At 59.1% G+C, this 14,925-nt stretch carries 13 protein-coding genes; 8 read left to right on the plus strand and 5 right to left on the minus strand.

What is annotated here, in order from left to right; all coding sequences use genetic code 11:
• Window positions 1–39: 39 nt before the first annotated feature.
• Together QVZ43_RS04860 and QVZ43_RS04865 are read right to left on the minus strand one after the other, a co-directional pair.
• Window positions 40–513: a Dps family protein gene (locus QVZ43_RS04860; protein WP_223794690.1), complete on the minus strand. Its 474-nt coding sequence runs from the start codon at window positions 511–513 to the stop codon at window positions 40–42.
• Window positions 514–664: 151 nt separating this feature from the next.
• The gene (locus QVZ43_RS04865; RefSeq protein WP_302909079.1) at window positions 665–2,119 is read right to left on the minus strand and encodes a dihydrolipoyl dehydrogenase; all 1,455 of its coding nucleotides are present in this window, start codon (window positions 2,117–2,119) and stop codon (window positions 665–667) included.
• 171 nt (window positions 2,120–2,290) lie between these two features.
• On the opposite strand from QVZ43_RS04865, the gene QVZ43_RS04870 reads away from it, so the two are divergent.
• Complete coding sequence (locus tag QVZ43_RS04870) at window positions 2,291–2,962, plus strand: LysE family translocator (RefSeq protein ID WP_302909080.1); 672 nt, start codon at window positions 2,291–2,293, stop codon at window positions 2,960–2,962.
• On the opposite strand, the gene QVZ43_RS04875 is transcribed toward QVZ43_RS04870, so the two are convergent.
• Window positions 2,907–3,962, minus strand: a complete 1,056-nt coding sequence (locus QVZ43_RS04875) for a 3-deoxy-7-phosphoheptulonate synthase (protein WP_302909081.1) — start codon at window positions 3,960–3,962, stop codon at window positions 2,907–2,909. The genes QVZ43_RS04870 and QVZ43_RS04875 overlap by 56 nt on opposite strands.
• Before the next feature lie 356 nt (window positions 3,963–4,318).
• Between QVZ43_RS04875 and QVZ43_RS04880 the strand changes: the two genes are divergently transcribed.
• Complete coding sequence (locus QVZ43_RS04880) at window positions 4,319–5,131, plus strand: secretin N-terminal domain-containing protein (protein WP_302909082.1); 813 nt, start codon at window positions 4,319–4,321, stop codon at window positions 5,129–5,131.
• Between the two features lie 3 nt (window positions 5,132–5,134).
• On the opposite strand, the gene QVZ43_RS04885 is transcribed toward QVZ43_RS04880, so the two are convergent.
• Window positions 5,135–5,626 (minus strand): DnaJ domain-containing protein, encoded by a 492-nt coding sequence (locus QVZ43_RS04885; RefSeq protein WP_223794695.1) that lies wholly within the window; start codon window positions 5,624–5,626, stop codon window positions 5,135–5,137.
• Between the two features lie 289 nt (window positions 5,627–5,915).
• Between QVZ43_RS04885 and QVZ43_RS04890 the strand changes: the two genes are divergently transcribed.
• The 6 genes from QVZ43_RS04890 (at window position 5,916) to QVZ43_RS04915 (ending at window position 14,168) form a co-directional block, all read left to right on the plus strand.
• Entirely contained in the window at window positions 5,916–7,019 is a 1,104-nt protein-coding gene (locus tag QVZ43_RS04890; protein WP_302909083.1) for an efflux RND transporter periplasmic adaptor subunit, read from the plus strand.
• Window positions 7,019–10,057, plus strand: a complete 3,039-nt coding sequence (locus QVZ43_RS04895; RefSeq protein WP_302909084.1) for an efflux RND transporter permease subunit — start codon at window positions 7,019–7,021, stop codon at window positions 10,055–10,057. Before QVZ43_RS04890 ends, QVZ43_RS04895 begins: the two co-directional genes overlap by 1 nt.
• Window positions 10,058–10,205: 148 nt before the next feature.
• A complete protein-coding gene (locus QVZ43_RS04900) occupies window positions 10,206–10,520 on the plus strand; it encodes a DUF3301 domain-containing protein (RefSeq protein ID WP_223794698.1) in 315 nt (104 codons plus the stop codon).
• Window positions 10,521–10,632: 112 nt separating this feature from the next.
• On the plus strand, window positions 10,633–11,559 hold the full coding sequence (locus tag QVZ43_RS04905) for an esterase/lipase family protein (RefSeq protein ID WP_223794699.1): 927 nt from the start codon (window positions 10,633–10,635) through the stop codon (window positions 11,557–11,559).
• A 12-nt stretch (window positions 11,560–11,571) separates the two neighbouring features.
• On the plus strand, window positions 11,572–12,678 hold the full coding sequence (locus QVZ43_RS04910) for a lipase secretion chaperone (RefSeq protein ID WP_302909085.1): 1,107 nt from the start codon (window positions 11,572–11,574) through the stop codon (window positions 12,676–12,678).
• A gap of 77 nt (window positions 12,679–12,755) precedes the next feature.
• On the plus strand, window positions 12,756–14,168 hold the full coding sequence (locus tag QVZ43_RS04915) for a sensor histidine kinase (protein ID WP_302909086.1): 1,413 nt from the start codon (window positions 12,756–12,758) through the stop codon (window positions 14,166–14,168).
• Here the strand turns inward: QVZ43_RS04915 and QVZ43_RS04920 are convergent.
• Window positions 14,137–14,796 carry a response regulator transcription factor gene (locus QVZ43_RS04920; RefSeq protein ID WP_302909087.1) on the minus strand — a complete coding sequence of 220 codons (660 nt, stop codon included), beginning with the start codon at window positions 14,794–14,796 and terminating at the stop codon, window positions 14,137–14,139. The genes QVZ43_RS04915 and QVZ43_RS04920 overlap by 32 nt on opposite strands.
• Window positions 14,797–14,925 lie beyond the last annotated feature (129 nt).

Raw genomic sequence — 14,925 nt, forward strand, 5'->3', positions numbered from 1 at the left:
CCATGGCCGCCTTTTTGTTAGATCATTGGATCGTAGGTATTACTGGCCTAGATAACTGCGATACATCCACACGGTTTTTTCCTGCTGGGAAATGTAATCACTCATCAGAGCGACGGTACCTTCATCTTCCGCCTCGCCGGCAAGACTGAGCAGATCGCGTTGTTTGGCAATCAGCGTCGCAAAACTCTCTGCGATGTAGCCGACCGCCTCCTTGCCGTTCGACACGTCTTTGCGCTCGGGAACGGCTGACGCCTGGATGTAATCACTGTAAGCGTGGGCCGGTGTGTGCCCGAGCGTCAACACCCGCTCTGCGATCTCATCGATCTTCAGCAGCAAATCGGTGTAGAGCTCTTCAAACTTCACGTGCAGTTCGAAGAAGTTATCCCCTTTGATGTTCCAGTGATAACCGCGCACGTTCATATAGAAGATCTGATAGTTCGCCAGCAGATCGTTCAGGGCCTCTGTCAAACCGGCTGTTTTGTCCGTATCCAATCCGATGAAATTCTTGGTCATGGTTGGCTCCTTCTGTTTTCCGCTGAATCAATGACCCTCACATTACGGACCCAAGGCTTGTTGAGCCAGTGAAGTTAGCCAATCCAAAGAATAGCTTAACCCTATTGCAAACGCGCTTTAAATAGATTTATTGGTACTTTTATCAGAATCATCAGACGCCGGGACCACACTCCATGCAACCTTCTGCCGGCTCCTGTCCGATACTCAGGTTGCGGTTCAGCTGCTTCAAAGCGGTCCTTAAACCCTCCTCCACCACCGGATGGTAGAACGGCATCTCGAGCATCTCACTGACCGTTAATCGCCGTTGCACGGACCACGCCAGCAGATGGGCCATATGCTCGGCCGCCGGTGCAAACAGCTCAGCGCCCAGAAACTGTCCGGTTCCCTGCCGGGCGTACACCCGCAGCAAGCCCCAGTTCTTGCCCATGATCAGGCTCCGGCCCTGGTCTTCAAACGACACTTCCCCTACCGCAAAACAGCCTTTGCACTCCTCATCCACCTCATCCAGCGTCAGCCCCACGGAGGCAATCTGGGGATCGGTAAACACAATCGCCAGCGGCGTGCGGCGGAGCCCGGCGCGCACCTCCGGATAGGCAGCGGCATTGTCCCCGGCAATACGTCCTTCATCAGCGGCCTCGTGCAACAGCGGCTTCAGCTGGTTGGCATCGCCGGCGATGAAGATATGACTGTCGCCACACCGCATGGTGTAGCGATCAAAACTTGGTACCCCGCTGTCCTCCAGATCAACACCAGCGTTCTGGATATCCAACCCATCCACATTGGGCTGCCGCCCGGTAGCCGCCAGCACGTAGTCAAAGGTTTCGGTAATCTGGCCCTGTTCCGGATGCCGGTAAGTGATGGCGACCCCATCGCCTGTGCGTTCCAGGTGTTTTACGTCCGCATCGGGGTCGAGAGGAAATTCTTGATTGAAGGTTTCCAGGGCGTAGTCCCGGATCGCATCATCCCGGATCGGTCCGACCGCGCCACCGATGCCAAACATGCGCACCCGAACCCCAAGCCGGCTTAACGCCTGGCCCAGTTCCAGCCCGATCACGCCCGGGCCAAACACCGCGACGGAGTCCGGCAAATCCTGCCATTCAAAGATATTGTCATTGATCACCAGACGGTCCCGGGCTTCCTCGAGCATTTTGGGAACCGCTGACCGGGACCCGGTGGCGATAATGATCCGCTCGGCCTGGATTTCCAGATCAGACGTACGGTCACGTTCCACCATCAACCGATGTGGATCCACGAACCGGGCATGGCCCAGCACCCGATGCTCCTTCGGCAGCTTCTCGACCGAGCGGATCACGCCCTCCACAAACTGATCCCGCTCCCGGCGAACCCGGCTCATAACCGCTTGCCCGTCGATGCGAACCTGTCCGGCCGTGACACCAAAGAGCGAGGCATTCGCCATCTGATGCGCGCTATCAGCGGCGGCGATCAACAGCTTGCTGGGCATACACCCCACCCGGGCGCAGGTAGTACCGTACTGGTCCGCCTCGATCATCACCACCCGGTCGGTTACCTTTCGCACACGCTGGTAGGCCACCAGGCCAGCCGTGCCCGAGCCAATAATCGCGACATCCACATCACGCTTTTCCATCCAATACTCTCCTTGCCGGTGATCCGGTAACGGGATGCTGGTCGGCAACCCGGGTGTCTTTTCAGTATAGAAGCCGTTGCAACCCATCCGGAGATCCGGGGCGGACACGCCCGGCGAATTGGCTTAAGCTGTCGCCCTGCTAAAACGACGGCCAGAGGAGATGGAAACGGCGTGCAAAACTATTGGGCGGAATTCGTGACGGTAGCCGTGGTGCACTTGCTGGCAGTGGCCAGCCCGGGGCCGGATTTTGCCGTGATGCTGAGGCAGGCGCTGAGCCAGAGCCGCAGCAACGCCCTGCTAACGGCTGCGGGAATTGGCTTGGGCATTCTGGTGCACGTAAGCTATTCGCTGCTGGGAATAGGGCTGCTGATACAACAGTCGGTATGGTTGTTTAATGTGCTCAAGGTCGTCGGCGCCCTCTACCTCACCTGGATCGCCCTTCAATGCCTGAAGGCCAGGGCTGGCGATGTGCAACTGGAAAGCGCAACGGGACGCGGACAGACCGGCTTCGCGGCGTTTCGGCTGGGGTTCCTGACCAACACCCTCAACCCCAAAGCGACCCTGTTTTTTGTATCCCTGTTTTCCGTGGTGATCAGTCCGGATACCCCGGTGCTGATGCAGGCCGGCTACGGTCTATACATGGCGCTGGCCACAGGCCTGTGGTTTTCCCTGGTGGCGGTTTGCTTCACCATGCCCAGGGTGCGACAGCAGTTCACGCGCTTCGGCCACTGGCTCGACCGCCTCATGGGTGGCGTGCTCCTGCTGCTTGCCGGGCAGCTCCTGCTGGCTACAGTGAGCGGATCAGAGACTCCGTCTGCGCCCAGCCCAGACACGGATCGGTAATCGAGCAGCCGTAGATCAGGTCCTCGCCATCGTTCTGGCGGCCTGGCTCGAGGAAGCTTTCCAGCATCAAACCCCGAATATGGCGCAGTCCGTTACGCTGCTGGTCCATCACCTGCCGGGCAATATCCACCTGACGCTCGGCCTGCTTGCAGGCGTTGTCATGACTGCAATCGACCATGACCGACGTCAGCAGTTCGTGTTCGGCAAGATTGGCCGCAGCCGCAGCAATACTGTCAGCATCGTAGTTGGTGATGCCCCGACCGCCCCGCAACACCAGATGGGTGTCCGGGTTGCCACTGGTGCTGATCATGGCTGGCGCACCGGTGGCGGATACGCCCATATGATGATGGGGATGCGCCGCCGATTTCATGGCGTTGATGGCAACACTGACCCCGCCATCGGTTCCGTTCTTGAAGCCCACGGGCATTGGCAAGCCGCTGACCATTTCACGGTGTACCTGGGATTCTGTGGTGCGGGCACCGATGGCCGTCCAGCTCACCAGATCACCCAGGTAATCCATAGCGAAGGGACTCAGTGCTTCGGTGGCGAGTGGTAAGCCCATGGCAGACAGGTTACACAGCAGCCGGCGGGACCGCACCAGACCACTGTGTATATCACCGCTGCCGGTGCGCTCAGGATCGTACAGCAGACCTTTCCAGCCAACACTGGTACGGGGCTTTTCCAGGTAGGCCCGCATCACGATAAGGAAGCGGTCACTTACCTCGTCCGCCAGGCGCTTGAGCTTTTCACCGTATTCCAGCGCCGCCACTTCGTCGTGAATGGAGCAAGGCCCGACCACCAGCAAGGTACGGTGATCATCGCCCCGAAGGATGTTTCGAATCGCCGACCGATGCTTCGCAATCCGTTGCGCCACGCCAGCTTCCAGTGGCATGGCCGCCCGCAGGGCTTCCGGTGTCGGCAGTGCAGTTTCCGTGCGCCGTCCTTTCATGGCTTCAAACGCTACCTCGTTCAGTACCTCGGTGCTTGGCGGCATGTTCATGTCAGTGGTCCCATTTCCCTGTGTCAGAATCAAAAAAGCCCCGGCTGGGCTACCAGTCGGGGCTTTTTGAATCCGGTGGCAGCCTGGTTTGTCTGCCGGGCTGCCTTCCTCGTTGTTCGTTTGATGAAGATCTTACGGGCGGCCCGGGCTCTGGCTAAAATAAAAGCCATAACCAAACCACCAAGAAAACACAGCAGCGCCTGCCGCCTTCAGGTTTTCACCGAAAGCGCTCAGAACGTTCAATTGACAGGTAGCGTGTGTCGTCTTCATGCTGATCAATATATACCCTGCATTTCGGGCTTGGCAACCCCGAAAGCCCAAAGATCCGAATTCGTCGACCAAAGACGGGACCGCTCATGACTGATGTTCAAAACGTTCGCCTATGGAACCGGCCTTCGATTCTGACCCTGGCCACCGCCCTGCTGCTCGCACTCTCCCTGACGGGAAACACGGCTCAGGCGCAAACAGACACACGAATCTACGACGTACAGAATCGCGCTGCTGAAGACATCGCAAGCCAGATCCGTGATCTCTACCAGGACACATCCATGACCGTCACCGCAAGGGGGCAGCGGCTCGTGGTTCGGGGGGACAGGCAGATTCTGGAGGAAGTTGGCACACTGGTCACCGTGCTGGACGTGGCGCCGGTTCAACTGAGAGTGACGGTTCGATCCAGGGAGGATATTGGCGGTAAACGCTCCGGCGCGGGAGTCTCCGGCTCCTCCAACCAGCTGACACTGAATGCCGAACGCAAGGTCATCAGCACCAGCAGCTCCCGTCAGCGAAGCCTGATTGTGCAGGACGGTCAGTCCGCCCACATCACCTCCGGCCAGGTCCGTACCCTGCCCTTCTCCATTCAGGGCGGGCGCAACCCGGCGGCCATACTGGAACGGGTTGAGACCCGCAGCGGTTTCCTGGTCAGCCCGCAGATGATTTCCGACCAGGCGATTGAGTTGAACATTATGTCGTTCGAGGAAGACCCCGCGGCCCTACCGGGCTACGACACCGAAGCGGTGGTTACCATGCGGCGGGTAGAGCCCGGCCAATGGGTGTCACTGGGCAGCACATCAACCCAAACGAGCAATCGGCAATCCGGCATAACGTACAGTGTGAATGGCAATCAGGCCCAGTCCATGAGCTACGAAGTGAAAGTAGATATCCTGCCCTGACGGTCAGGCATGAAGTTCATGCAGAAGCACGTCCCGGGCCTCGTTGATCTTGGCCGCTAAATAGTCGTTTCCGCCGCGGTCCGGGTGGAGCTTCTGTATCAGCCGGCGGTGGGCAGCAACGATCTCGTCCTCGCCACAACCAGGGGCGACGCCAAGAACCTCGCAAGCCTCCGACCGGGTCATCATCGAACGGTCAACCGGACCCTGTTGCCGGCCCTGCCTGGGGCCATGACTACCCGGCCCCAGATGTTCTTTGACGCGGGGCACCAGCGACAGCAACCCCGGCAGTTTGCGCAATAAGGGAATAAGTGCTGCGACGGCGGCAGTTAACACGTGCACCCTGCCGGTCAGCACCATAAACAGCAGCAGCGCCCCACCAGCCACCAACGCGATTTTCCAGACAGCGTCCTTTTTCTTCTCCGGGCTGAGCGCCCCCCACTTCTTGAGGATAACGAAGGCGGCGGCCGTCAGTGCGATGCCCAGAATCCAGTGCATGGTCAATCCCTTGGAAACAAACAGATGCTTATTGTGTCACTTGAAGATGCCACGGTTCCAGCACAAAGCCAATCGCACAACCAATCCATCCGTACTGGTCTGTACGTAATGGGGCGGGCAATCGAGTGACAAAACCAGGCCCGTTTTGTAGGATGCTACCCTTTTCAGGGCAGATGCCAGTCAGCAAAGACCTTGAGGTGGTTGCGGTTACCAGGCCGTGACAGCGCCGGTCTGTTGATTGGCCTGAACTCTTAACCAGACTGAACTCCGTTTTTCAGGACCCGTCATTATGCGCACAGCTTCCCGCTTCGTGATCGTACTCATTTTTCTCGGTGCCGTTCTCGGTGGCATCTTTGGCTACAAGTTTTACCAGTTCGGCCAGTTCAAGGAGATGATGAGCAAGCCGCAGCCGCCGGTTCAGATTTCCGCGGTTGACGCGACAAAGGAATTCTGGACTCCGGCCATCAAAGCCGTTGGCAGCATCGAGGCGGTGAATGGTGTTCAGGTGGCCAACGAGGTGCCGGGTGTTATTCAGTCCATCAATTTTGAATCCGGCGACTCCGTCAAACAGGGCGACGTCCTGATCCGACTGAACACCGACATCGATGAAGCGGCGCTGAGAACCCGTCGTGCAGAGGCGGAGCTGGCCGCTCAGGAATTCAAGCGCGTGTCGGACCTGCTACCCAAGCGGGCAGTATCCCAGTCCCAGTATGACGAAGCCAAGGCCAACTTTGACGCAGCCCGGGCCAGGGTTAACGAAGCCGAGGCCACGCTGAGCAAGAAGGTGATTCGCGCTCCGTTCGACGGCACCCTCGGCATTCGCATGGTGGACCAGGGCGAATACATCGCCACCGGCACGCCGATTGTCGAGGTCAACATGCTGGCCCCGATCTACGTGGATTACACACTGTCTGAAAAGAACCTGCCGGAAGTGGCCACCGGCTACCCGGTGGTTGCCACCGTAGCAGCGGTACCGGACCAGCAGTTTGCCGGTGAAGTCAGCGCCATTAACACCTCGGTGAACCCGGAAACCCGTACAGTGCGTATCCGCGCCACCCTGAGCAACGACGGCAACCAGCTGCGCCCGGGCATGTTCGCCACCGTGATGACCCGCCAGCCGAAAGACGACGAAGTGATTACCGTGCCTCGTACTGCGGTGTCCTACAACACCTACGGTGACTTTGTCTTTGTGGTGGAGGAAAACGGCGAGGGCACTCTGGTGGTGAACCGTCGGACCGTGGACACCGGTGAGACCCGAGAAGGCCGTGTCGCGGTTCTGTCCGGCCTGGAAGAAGGCGAGACTGTGGTGTCCAAGGGTCTGCTCCGCCTGCGCGCCGGCCAGTCGGTGGAAATTCAGCAGGAGGCGGATGCCGCCACGGAGGCCACTGACTGATGAAATTCACCGACATATTTATCCACCGTCCAGTATTGTCGACGGTGGTCAGCCTGTTGATCCTGCTGCTCGGTGCCCGGGCCGCATTGGAAATGGAAATCCGCCAGTACCCGGAGCTGGAAAGCACTACAGTGACGGTGACCACCGCCTATCCTGGCGCCAGCTCGGATCTGGTCAAGGGATTCATCACTACACCGCTGCAGCAGGCCATTGCCGAGGCCAGTGGCATTGATTACCTGACCTCGACCAGCTCCCAGGGCGTTTCCACCATCGAAGCAAATATGGTGCTGAACTACGATGCCAACGATGCGCTGGCGGAAATCCAGGCCAAGGTGGCCAGTCAGCGCAACGTGCTGCCTGCCGAAGCCCAGGATCCGGTGATCACCTCCACCACTGGCAATTCCACGGCCCTGATGTACATCGCCTTTTACAGCGAAGAGCTGGCCGTACCGCAGATCACCGATTACCTCACCCGGGTGGTTCAGCCCCGCTTGCAGGCACTGTCCGGCGTGGGCAAGGCCGACCTGATCGGCCGCAAGTACGCGCTGCGAGTCTGGCTGGATCCGGAGCGGTTGGCCGCGGTGGACATGACCCCACCGGAAGTGGCCGCCAAACTGCGGGCCAACAACTACCAGGCAGGCGTCGGCAACACCAAAGGCAAGTACACGGAAATCGCCCTGACCAGCGACACCGATGTCGCCGATCCGGATCAGTTCCGCCAGCTGGTAGTGAAGCAGTCCGGCGGCACCCAGATCCGCCTGCAGGACATTGCCCGGGTGGAACTGGGCTCGGAATCCTATGATCAGCTCGCGCTTTATAAGGGCCAGCCCGCTACGTACGTGGCTATCGAACTGGCCCCCGGCGCCAACCCACTGACCGTCGCCGGACTGGTGAAAGATACCCTGCCGGACATTGAGAGCCAGCTGCCTTCAGGCCTGAAAGTACGCCTGTCTTACGATGCCTCCGAGTTTATTGACGACTCCATCAACGAGGTAATCAAGACGCTGCTGGAAGCCATGGTTATTGTGTTGGTGGTGGTGTTTCTGTGCCTGGGTTCAATCCGGGCGGCCATCGTTCCCTCTGTGGCGGTTCCCCTGTCGCTGATCGGGGGCGCCTTCGTCATGTTGCTGCTTGGTTTCTCCCTGAACCTGCTGACTCTGCTATCCATGGTGCTGGCCATCGGGCTGGTGGTGGACGACGCCATCATCATGGTGGAAAACGTGCACCGGCACATCGAGCAGGGAGCCTCCCGCTTCGATGCAGCGATTCAGGGCGCACGGGAAATGGCCGTTCCCATTATTGCAATGACCACCACCCTGGTGGCGGTCTATGCCCCGATTGGTTTCATGGGCGGCCTCGTCGGTTCCCTGTTCACCGAGTTTGCCTTTACCCTCGCCGGTGCGGTGGTCATTTCCGGTATCGTAGCGCTGACTCTCTCACCCATGCTGTCCGGCAAGGTGCTCAAGCCTCACGGCGAATCCGGCAAGTTCGAGCAGGTAGTCGAACGCTCCTTCAACGGCCTCGCCAACGGCTACAAGAAAGCGCTTGGTTCCATGATGGAAACCAAGTCGGTGGTGGTGTTCTTCGCCCTGGTCGTCCTGGCATCGATCTACTTCATGGCGATGATGAGCAAGAGTGAACTGGCCCCCACCGAAGACCAGAGCATTTTGTTCTATCAGGGCCTCGGTCCTCAGACAGCAACCCTGGATTACTTGCAGGAACACGGTGATGAGATGCAGGATCGTATGTCCAAGCTACCGGGGTACAGCGAGGACTTCATGATCATCGGCTTTACCGGACCGAATGCCGTGTTCGGTGGTTACAAGCTCGAGCCCTGGAGTCAACGAGAGGTCTCGCAGTTCGAGGTTCAGCCCATGCTGGATGCCGAACTTAAGAAAGTAACGGGGCTGCAGACGGCCGTGTTCCCGCGCCCCTCCCTGCCGGGTGCGGGCGGCGGCCTGCCGTTCCAGTTCGTGATCACCACCGGCAACGATTATGCCCAGCTCGATCAGGTGGCCAGTGAAATGCTCGGCGAGGCGATGGGCAGTGGCAACTTCATGTTCCTGCGCAAGTCGATCAACTTCGACCGTCCCGTCACCCGTATTCATGTGGACCGGGACCGGGTCGCGGACCTTGGCCTGTCCATGCAGGATGTCGGTCAGGTACTTTCCAGCATGCTTGGCGGCGGCTACATCAACCGCTTCAGCATGGAAGGTCGCTCTTATCAGGTGATTCCTCAGGTGGAGCAAAGCTTCCGTCTGGACGAACAGGCCCTGAACGACTACTACGTACGAGCCGATTCGGGCGAACTGGTTCCGCTCGGCAGCGTGGTCAGCTTCAACCGGGACATCGAACCCTCGAGCCGAACCCAGCTGAACCAGCAGAACTCGGTCACCCTCGAAGGCGTGGTTATGCCGGGCGTGGCAGCCGGTGACGCCATGGCGTTCATGGAAAGCACCGCAGCGGAAGTTCTGCCCCAGGGCTTCACTTACGATTACACCGGCCAGAGCCGCCAGTTGGCGAATCAGGGCAGCGCCCTGGTGGTGACCTTCTTCCTGTCACTGCTGGTCATCTACCTGGTGCTGGCCGCCCAGTTCGAAAGCTGGCGTGATCCGTTCATCATCCTGGTGTCGGTCCCCATGTCGGTGGCGGGCGCCATGGCCTTTATCGTGCTCGGCTTTACCAGCATGAACATCTACAGCCAGGTAGGTTTGATCACCCTGATCGGGGTGGTTTCCAAGAACGGCATCCTGATCGTTGAGTTCGCCAACAAGCTGCAGATTGAGCAGGGCCTCAGCAAAACCAAGGCCGTGGTGGAAGCGGCAGCCATCCGGCTGCGTCCGATCATCATGACCTCACTGGCGCTGATCTTCGCCATGATCCCGCTGCTGATCGCCATCGGCCCCGGAGCGGAGAGCCGGTTTGCCATCGGCCTTACCATCAGCGCGGGCCTTGGCATAGGTACCCTGTTCACCATCTTCGTGCTGCCAGCGTTCTACATACTGCTGGCCCGGGACCACAGCAAAACGGCTCACTGATCAAGGTCGAACTAAAAGCCCGGTCACTGCAAAGTGCACCGGGCTTTTTTTCAGCATTCAGAAAAGGACAAGCACCTTTCTACCCTCTGGCCAATAAGTTAGGCTGTTATCGCATCCTCCCATGCATTACTGAGAGCAAGCCAACGTCGTGACTCTGGGTTCCCTATTCTGGCTTTTCCTGGCCGGCTTTGCCGTCTGGTACTGGTGGCGGGCCAAGGCCATCAAGGATTTTGTCCTGCAAGCCGCACATCGATACTGCAAGAGTATGGATGTGATGCTGCTGGACGATGCCGTCTACCTGCGTGGCTTGTGGTTCAAGCGGGACGACAACGGTCGTATCCGGGTCTGGCGCCGTTTCCTGTTCGACTTTACCTCCACCGGCGAAGAGCGCTACACCGGTCGGGTCATCATGCTCGGCCAGCGCATCCTGCACATGGAACTGGACCCCCACCGCTTTTCCTGAGCCCTCCCCCAAATGGGCGATACCCGCCTCTCCCCCATCGGCGAATACTTGATCCCGCATTAAAGACCGATGGCTGCATGGGCAGCCGTTACAAAAACAACAGGAGTCAATTATGCGTTCCCGTATGACCGCAGCGATTACGCTGGGGCTCGTATTGCTGTCAGCCTCATTCTTTTCACACGCAAGCTATACCAACACCCGCTACCCCATCGTGCTTGTCCACGGCGTTACCGGATTCGACACCATCGGCGGCCTGATCAACTATTTCCACACCATTCCCTGGAACCTGAGACGCAGCGGTGCCACCGTGCATAACGCCAGCGTCTCGTTCGTCAACAGCAGTGAGAAGCGCGGCCAGCAACTGGCCAGTTTCGTCAACAGTCTTGGCTACTCCAAGGTCAACCTGATGGCACACAGCCAGGGCGCGCCCACCTCCCGGGTCACCGCCTCGCTGATTCCTCACAAGATCGCCTCCATCACCTCCATCAACGGGGTGAACAAGGGTTCCAAGGTAGCCGACGTAATTCGCGGCATCATTCCACCTGGCAGTTATGTGGAGGGTGGCGCGGATGCCATTGCCCGCGCCCTGGGCGACATTGTGAACGAGCTGTCCGACGCCAATAACCCGCAGGATGGTGTTGCTGCGCTGGAAACCCTGACCACACGAGGTACCACCGCGCTGAACGACGCTCTTGGCTGGAAAGGCGTGAACAAATCCTCTTGCTCCGGCACGTCCGAAGACGTCTGGATCAACGGCAACAAGATCAAGTTCTTCTCCTGGACCGGCCGGGGCATCTGGACCAACATTCTGGACGTTTCCGACCCGTTCCTTGGCATCACCTCCAAGGCTTTCGGCAGTGAGCCCAGCGATGGTCTGGTTGGCGTCTGCGCAACCATGATGGGCCGTGTCATCGGCACCCATTACGACATGAACCACGTGGATGCCATCAACCATATCCTGGGCAATCGTTCGATCTGGGTAAACCCGGTCTCCCTGTACCGCAACCAGGCTAATCGTCTGAAAAACCGCGGCCTGTAATTCGAGGTAGGCATGAGACATCGTCCGTTGTTAAACCGTCGATGGCTCTCCGGCATCGCACTGTCAGCCCTGGTGGCTGGCAGTGCCATGTGGTTCCACCTGTCGGAGACCCGTACCGAAGTTCCGTTCGAACCGGGCGTCACCCGTGAGGTTCCCCAACCGGCGACCACCCCAGCCAAGTCAGCGCCGGAAACGCTGGAAGCCTGGCTGGGGAATCCCGACAAGTTTGCCGACGTGGTGGCAGCACGCACCCCGGCATCCCTGGGGCCCAGGCCCTTCGCCACCTCTCTTGAGGGTACCGAAATCGATGGCGCCCTGAAGGCTGACCACAACGGCGAACTGATCGTCGATCTCGAAACCCGGGATTTTTTCGACTACTTCATGAGTACCGTCGGAGAGGTGCCGCCGGAGGTTGCCCTGGAACAGGTCCGTGCACTTGCCTACAACAACTTGCCGGAATCAGCCGCCAGGCAGGCGATGGCAATACTGGATCAGTACCTGCATTTCAAAGAACAGGCGGTACTGATGCAGCAAAGGCCGCTCGACCCATCACGACAGAGTGATCCTGCCTACCAACGGGAGATGCTGCAGCAGGCGTTTGCCGAACTCAGGCAACTGAGGCAATCCATTTTCAGTCCGGATGTTCGTCAGGCCTTCTTTGGCCTGGAGGAAGCGTATGGCGAATACACCCTGGCAACGATCGACCTCGCCAGCCGCGAGGACCTCGGTACCGAAGCCAAAGCGGCGCTCGCCACCTGGCACCGGAACCAGTTACCGGAACCCCTGCGTGTCACCGAACAGGAAATGCTGGCAAGCCAGCAGGAAAATCTGCAGCGCATGGACATCATCGAAAGCTCGGTGTCCGCGGAATCCGCAGGTCAGCAACTGCTGGAGCGCGGCATGTCGCCGGTCGCTGCCGCCGAAGTGACCTCTTACCTGAACGAACGGGATGCGTTTGAAAAGCGCTTTGACCAGTTCAAGATCGCACTGTCTCAACTGGAGACCTCTGGCCTCGCCCCGGAAGATGAGGCCAGCCAGACCGAGGAACTGATTCAGCGTCACTTCCCGGACCAGAAGCTTCAGACCTGGGCCAGGCTCCAGATTTTGAGCAGTAATTGATCAGAATGTGCACCCACTCCCGCCCAAGGTTCGACGGCCAGCGTACACTGACAAGGCCAGGGACAGGGCAGGCACACGTGGACACGCAGGTTATTCGATCTCAGCAGGCAGCGGGCTTCCGCCGCCTGCACTTCAGTCAGGAACTGGAACCCCGGTATCAGGAGTTCCGCGCTTCCGTGGTTCGTGACCGGGCCAGGCTGGTGTCTGCCGCTGGCCTGATGCTGTTCTCGTCCTTCATCCTCGCCGATCTGTTGCTCCTTCCTGCCGAGCTGGCAAGCGTCACTATCGCTATCCGGCTGTGGCTGACACTGCCAACGATTACGGTGGTCTGGTGGCTGTCCTTCTGCCAGAAGCCGGCCAACATCCTGTTCGAACATCTTTACACCCTGGCCTATCTCATCGGCGGGCTGAGCGTTGTGGCCATTATTGCCGCGGCCCGGGTCCGGGACTTTCCCCTGCCCTACGAGGGTATGCTGCTGATACTGATGTTCGGCTACTTCGCCATGGGCCTGCCGTTTTTCGCGGTGTCCATTGCCTCGGCCCTCATCATCGCCGCCTATGTTGCCGCGGAGTTAGCCACCGGGCATCCCGTCACGCCCCTGCTGGTCAACCTGTTTTTCATCCTGACCGCCAACACCATTGGCATGGTGGGTTCCTGGCTGAGCGAATATCGGCACCGCGCCCACTTCCTCGACCAGAAGCTGATCGAGTTACTGCACCAGAGTGCAAAAGAAGAGAGCGAGCAAAAGGGACGATTGATTTCCGTGGCCAGCCACGACCTGCGGCAGCCGCTGAATGTCATCGCATTGATGCTGGACAATCTCTCACAGGCCCGACTGTCGGCCACTCACCTGTCCCTGATCCAGCGGCTTCAGCGCACTGTGGGGCATTTCCGCCAGCTGCTGAGCAACGTGCTCGACGTTTCCAGGCTGCATGAAGGCATGGTTTGTCCCCAGAACGAAGGTTTCACACTTACCCCGCTGATCGGACAACTGATCGACCTGACCGTGGATCAGGCAGCGATCCACCGAATAACCCTGGAGCAGGACACCATCCCGGCCAACCTGAGGGTCCATGCCGATCCGGATCTGCTGCTGCGGGTCCTGCAGAATCTGGTATTCAATGCCATTGATCACAGCGGGGGCCGTAATATACGTGTCTCTGCCAATCAGCGCGGCGATACGGTGCGGATAGAGATCAGCGATGATGGCGGCGGGCTGGATGACCGAATCAAACCGGACGTATTCAAACCCTACATCCGTGGCGAACATGGGCCGGACCACCCCGCCGGACTGGGTCTCGGACTGGCCATTGTGCAACAGCTGACACAGATGATGGGAGGGCGCTGCGGCGTTCGTTCATACCCTACCCAGGGCAGCAGCTTCTGGGTGGAACTGGCGGTCGCACCACCCCCTGACGAAACGGCGGCGACCGCCGATGCGGCGGGTGACGTGCCCCTCAGATCCAACCCATCTGCCGTGCCTGATTAACACACTCGGTTCGGTTGTGAACGCCCATGAGGGTAAAGATGGCCTTCAGGTGGGTTTTAACCGTGTGCTCGGTCAGATTCAGGCTCTGGCAAATTCGCTTGTTCGGAAACCCCTGCGCCAGCAAAAACAACACTTGCGTCTGACGAGGCGTAAGACCATGGACCTGATCCGTCGTCCGAGCACGGCCCGGGAAATAATCGGCTCCCTGACTGATACTCCGGCACATGGCGACCAGTGCCGTTCGGCCCGCCGACTTGGGCACAAACCCTCGCGCTCCGGCCGCCCTGGCAGCCCGGACCGTGGTTTCATCCTCGGAACTGGAAATGACCACCACCGGTACATCCAGCCCACGAGCCACAACCCGTGGCAACAACATCAGGCCGGTTTCCCCCTGTAGGGAAACATCCAGCAACACCAAGTCGACAGCCTGGCTTGATAAAACGTTTACCGCCTCGTCGACGGAGCTGGCTGTAGATACCGCACCCGTCAGGCCGGCCTGTTTCATCAGGCCACCCAGCCCCTGGGAAAACAACGAGTGATCATCAACAATCAGAACCCGGCCCAATGGCAGGCCCGGCCCAATCCCCGGGTTCCCTTTGGGTTGGGTTTCGGCCATGGAGTGTCTCATGATACCTCCGCATATTGTGATTGTTAGATACTGCGGACCACCCACTATAGGCCAGCACCGTGTTTATCACCCGGAGCCATTTAACACTTTTTGACAATTCATCAAGCAACCCGTCATGACGAGTGTCAG

The sequence above is a fragment of the Marinobacter suaedae genome (assembly GCF_030519635.1).
GTDB classification, from domain to species: domain Bacteria; phylum Pseudomonadota; class Gammaproteobacteria; order Pseudomonadales; family Oleiphilaceae; genus Marinobacter; species Marinobacter suaedae.

Coding starts and splice junctions, on each gene's coding strand:
- QVZ43_RS04860 (WP_223794690.1), bottom strand. CDS start 513: ATGACCAAGAATTTCATCGGATTGGATACGGACAAAACAGCCGGTTTG.
- QVZ43_RS04865 (WP_302909079.1), bottom strand. CDS start 2,119: ATGGAAAAGCGTGATGTGGATGTCGCGATTATTGGCTCGGGCACGGCT.
- QVZ43_RS04875 (WP_302909081.1), bottom strand. CDS start 3,962: ATGAACATGCCGCCAAGCACCGAGGTACTGAACGAGGTAGCGTTTGAA.
- QVZ43_RS04880 (WP_302909082.1), top strand. CDS start 4,319: ATGACTGATGTTCAAAACGTTCGCCTATGGAACCGGCCTTCGATTCTG.
- QVZ43_RS04885 (WP_223794695.1), bottom strand. CDS start 5,626: ATGCACTGGATTCTGGGCATCGCACTGACGGCCGCCGCCTTCGTTATC.
- QVZ43_RS04890 (WP_302909083.1), top strand. CDS start 5,916: ATGCGCACAGCTTCCCGCTTCGTGATCGTACTCATTTTTCTCGGTGCC.
- QVZ43_RS04895 (WP_302909084.1), top strand. CDS start 7,019: ATGAAATTCACCGACATATTTATCCACCGTCCAGTATTGTCGACGGTG.
- QVZ43_RS04905 (WP_223794699.1), top strand. CDS start 10,633: ATGCGTTCCCGTATGACCGCAGCGATTACGCTGGGGCTCGTATTGCTG.
- QVZ43_RS04910 (WP_302909085.1), top strand. CDS start 11,572: ATGAGACATCGTCCGTTGTTAAACCGTCGATGGCTCTCCGGCATCGCA.
- QVZ43_RS04920 (WP_302909087.1), bottom strand. CDS start 14,796: ATGAGACACTCCATGGCCGAAACCCAACCCAAAGGGAACCCGGGGATT.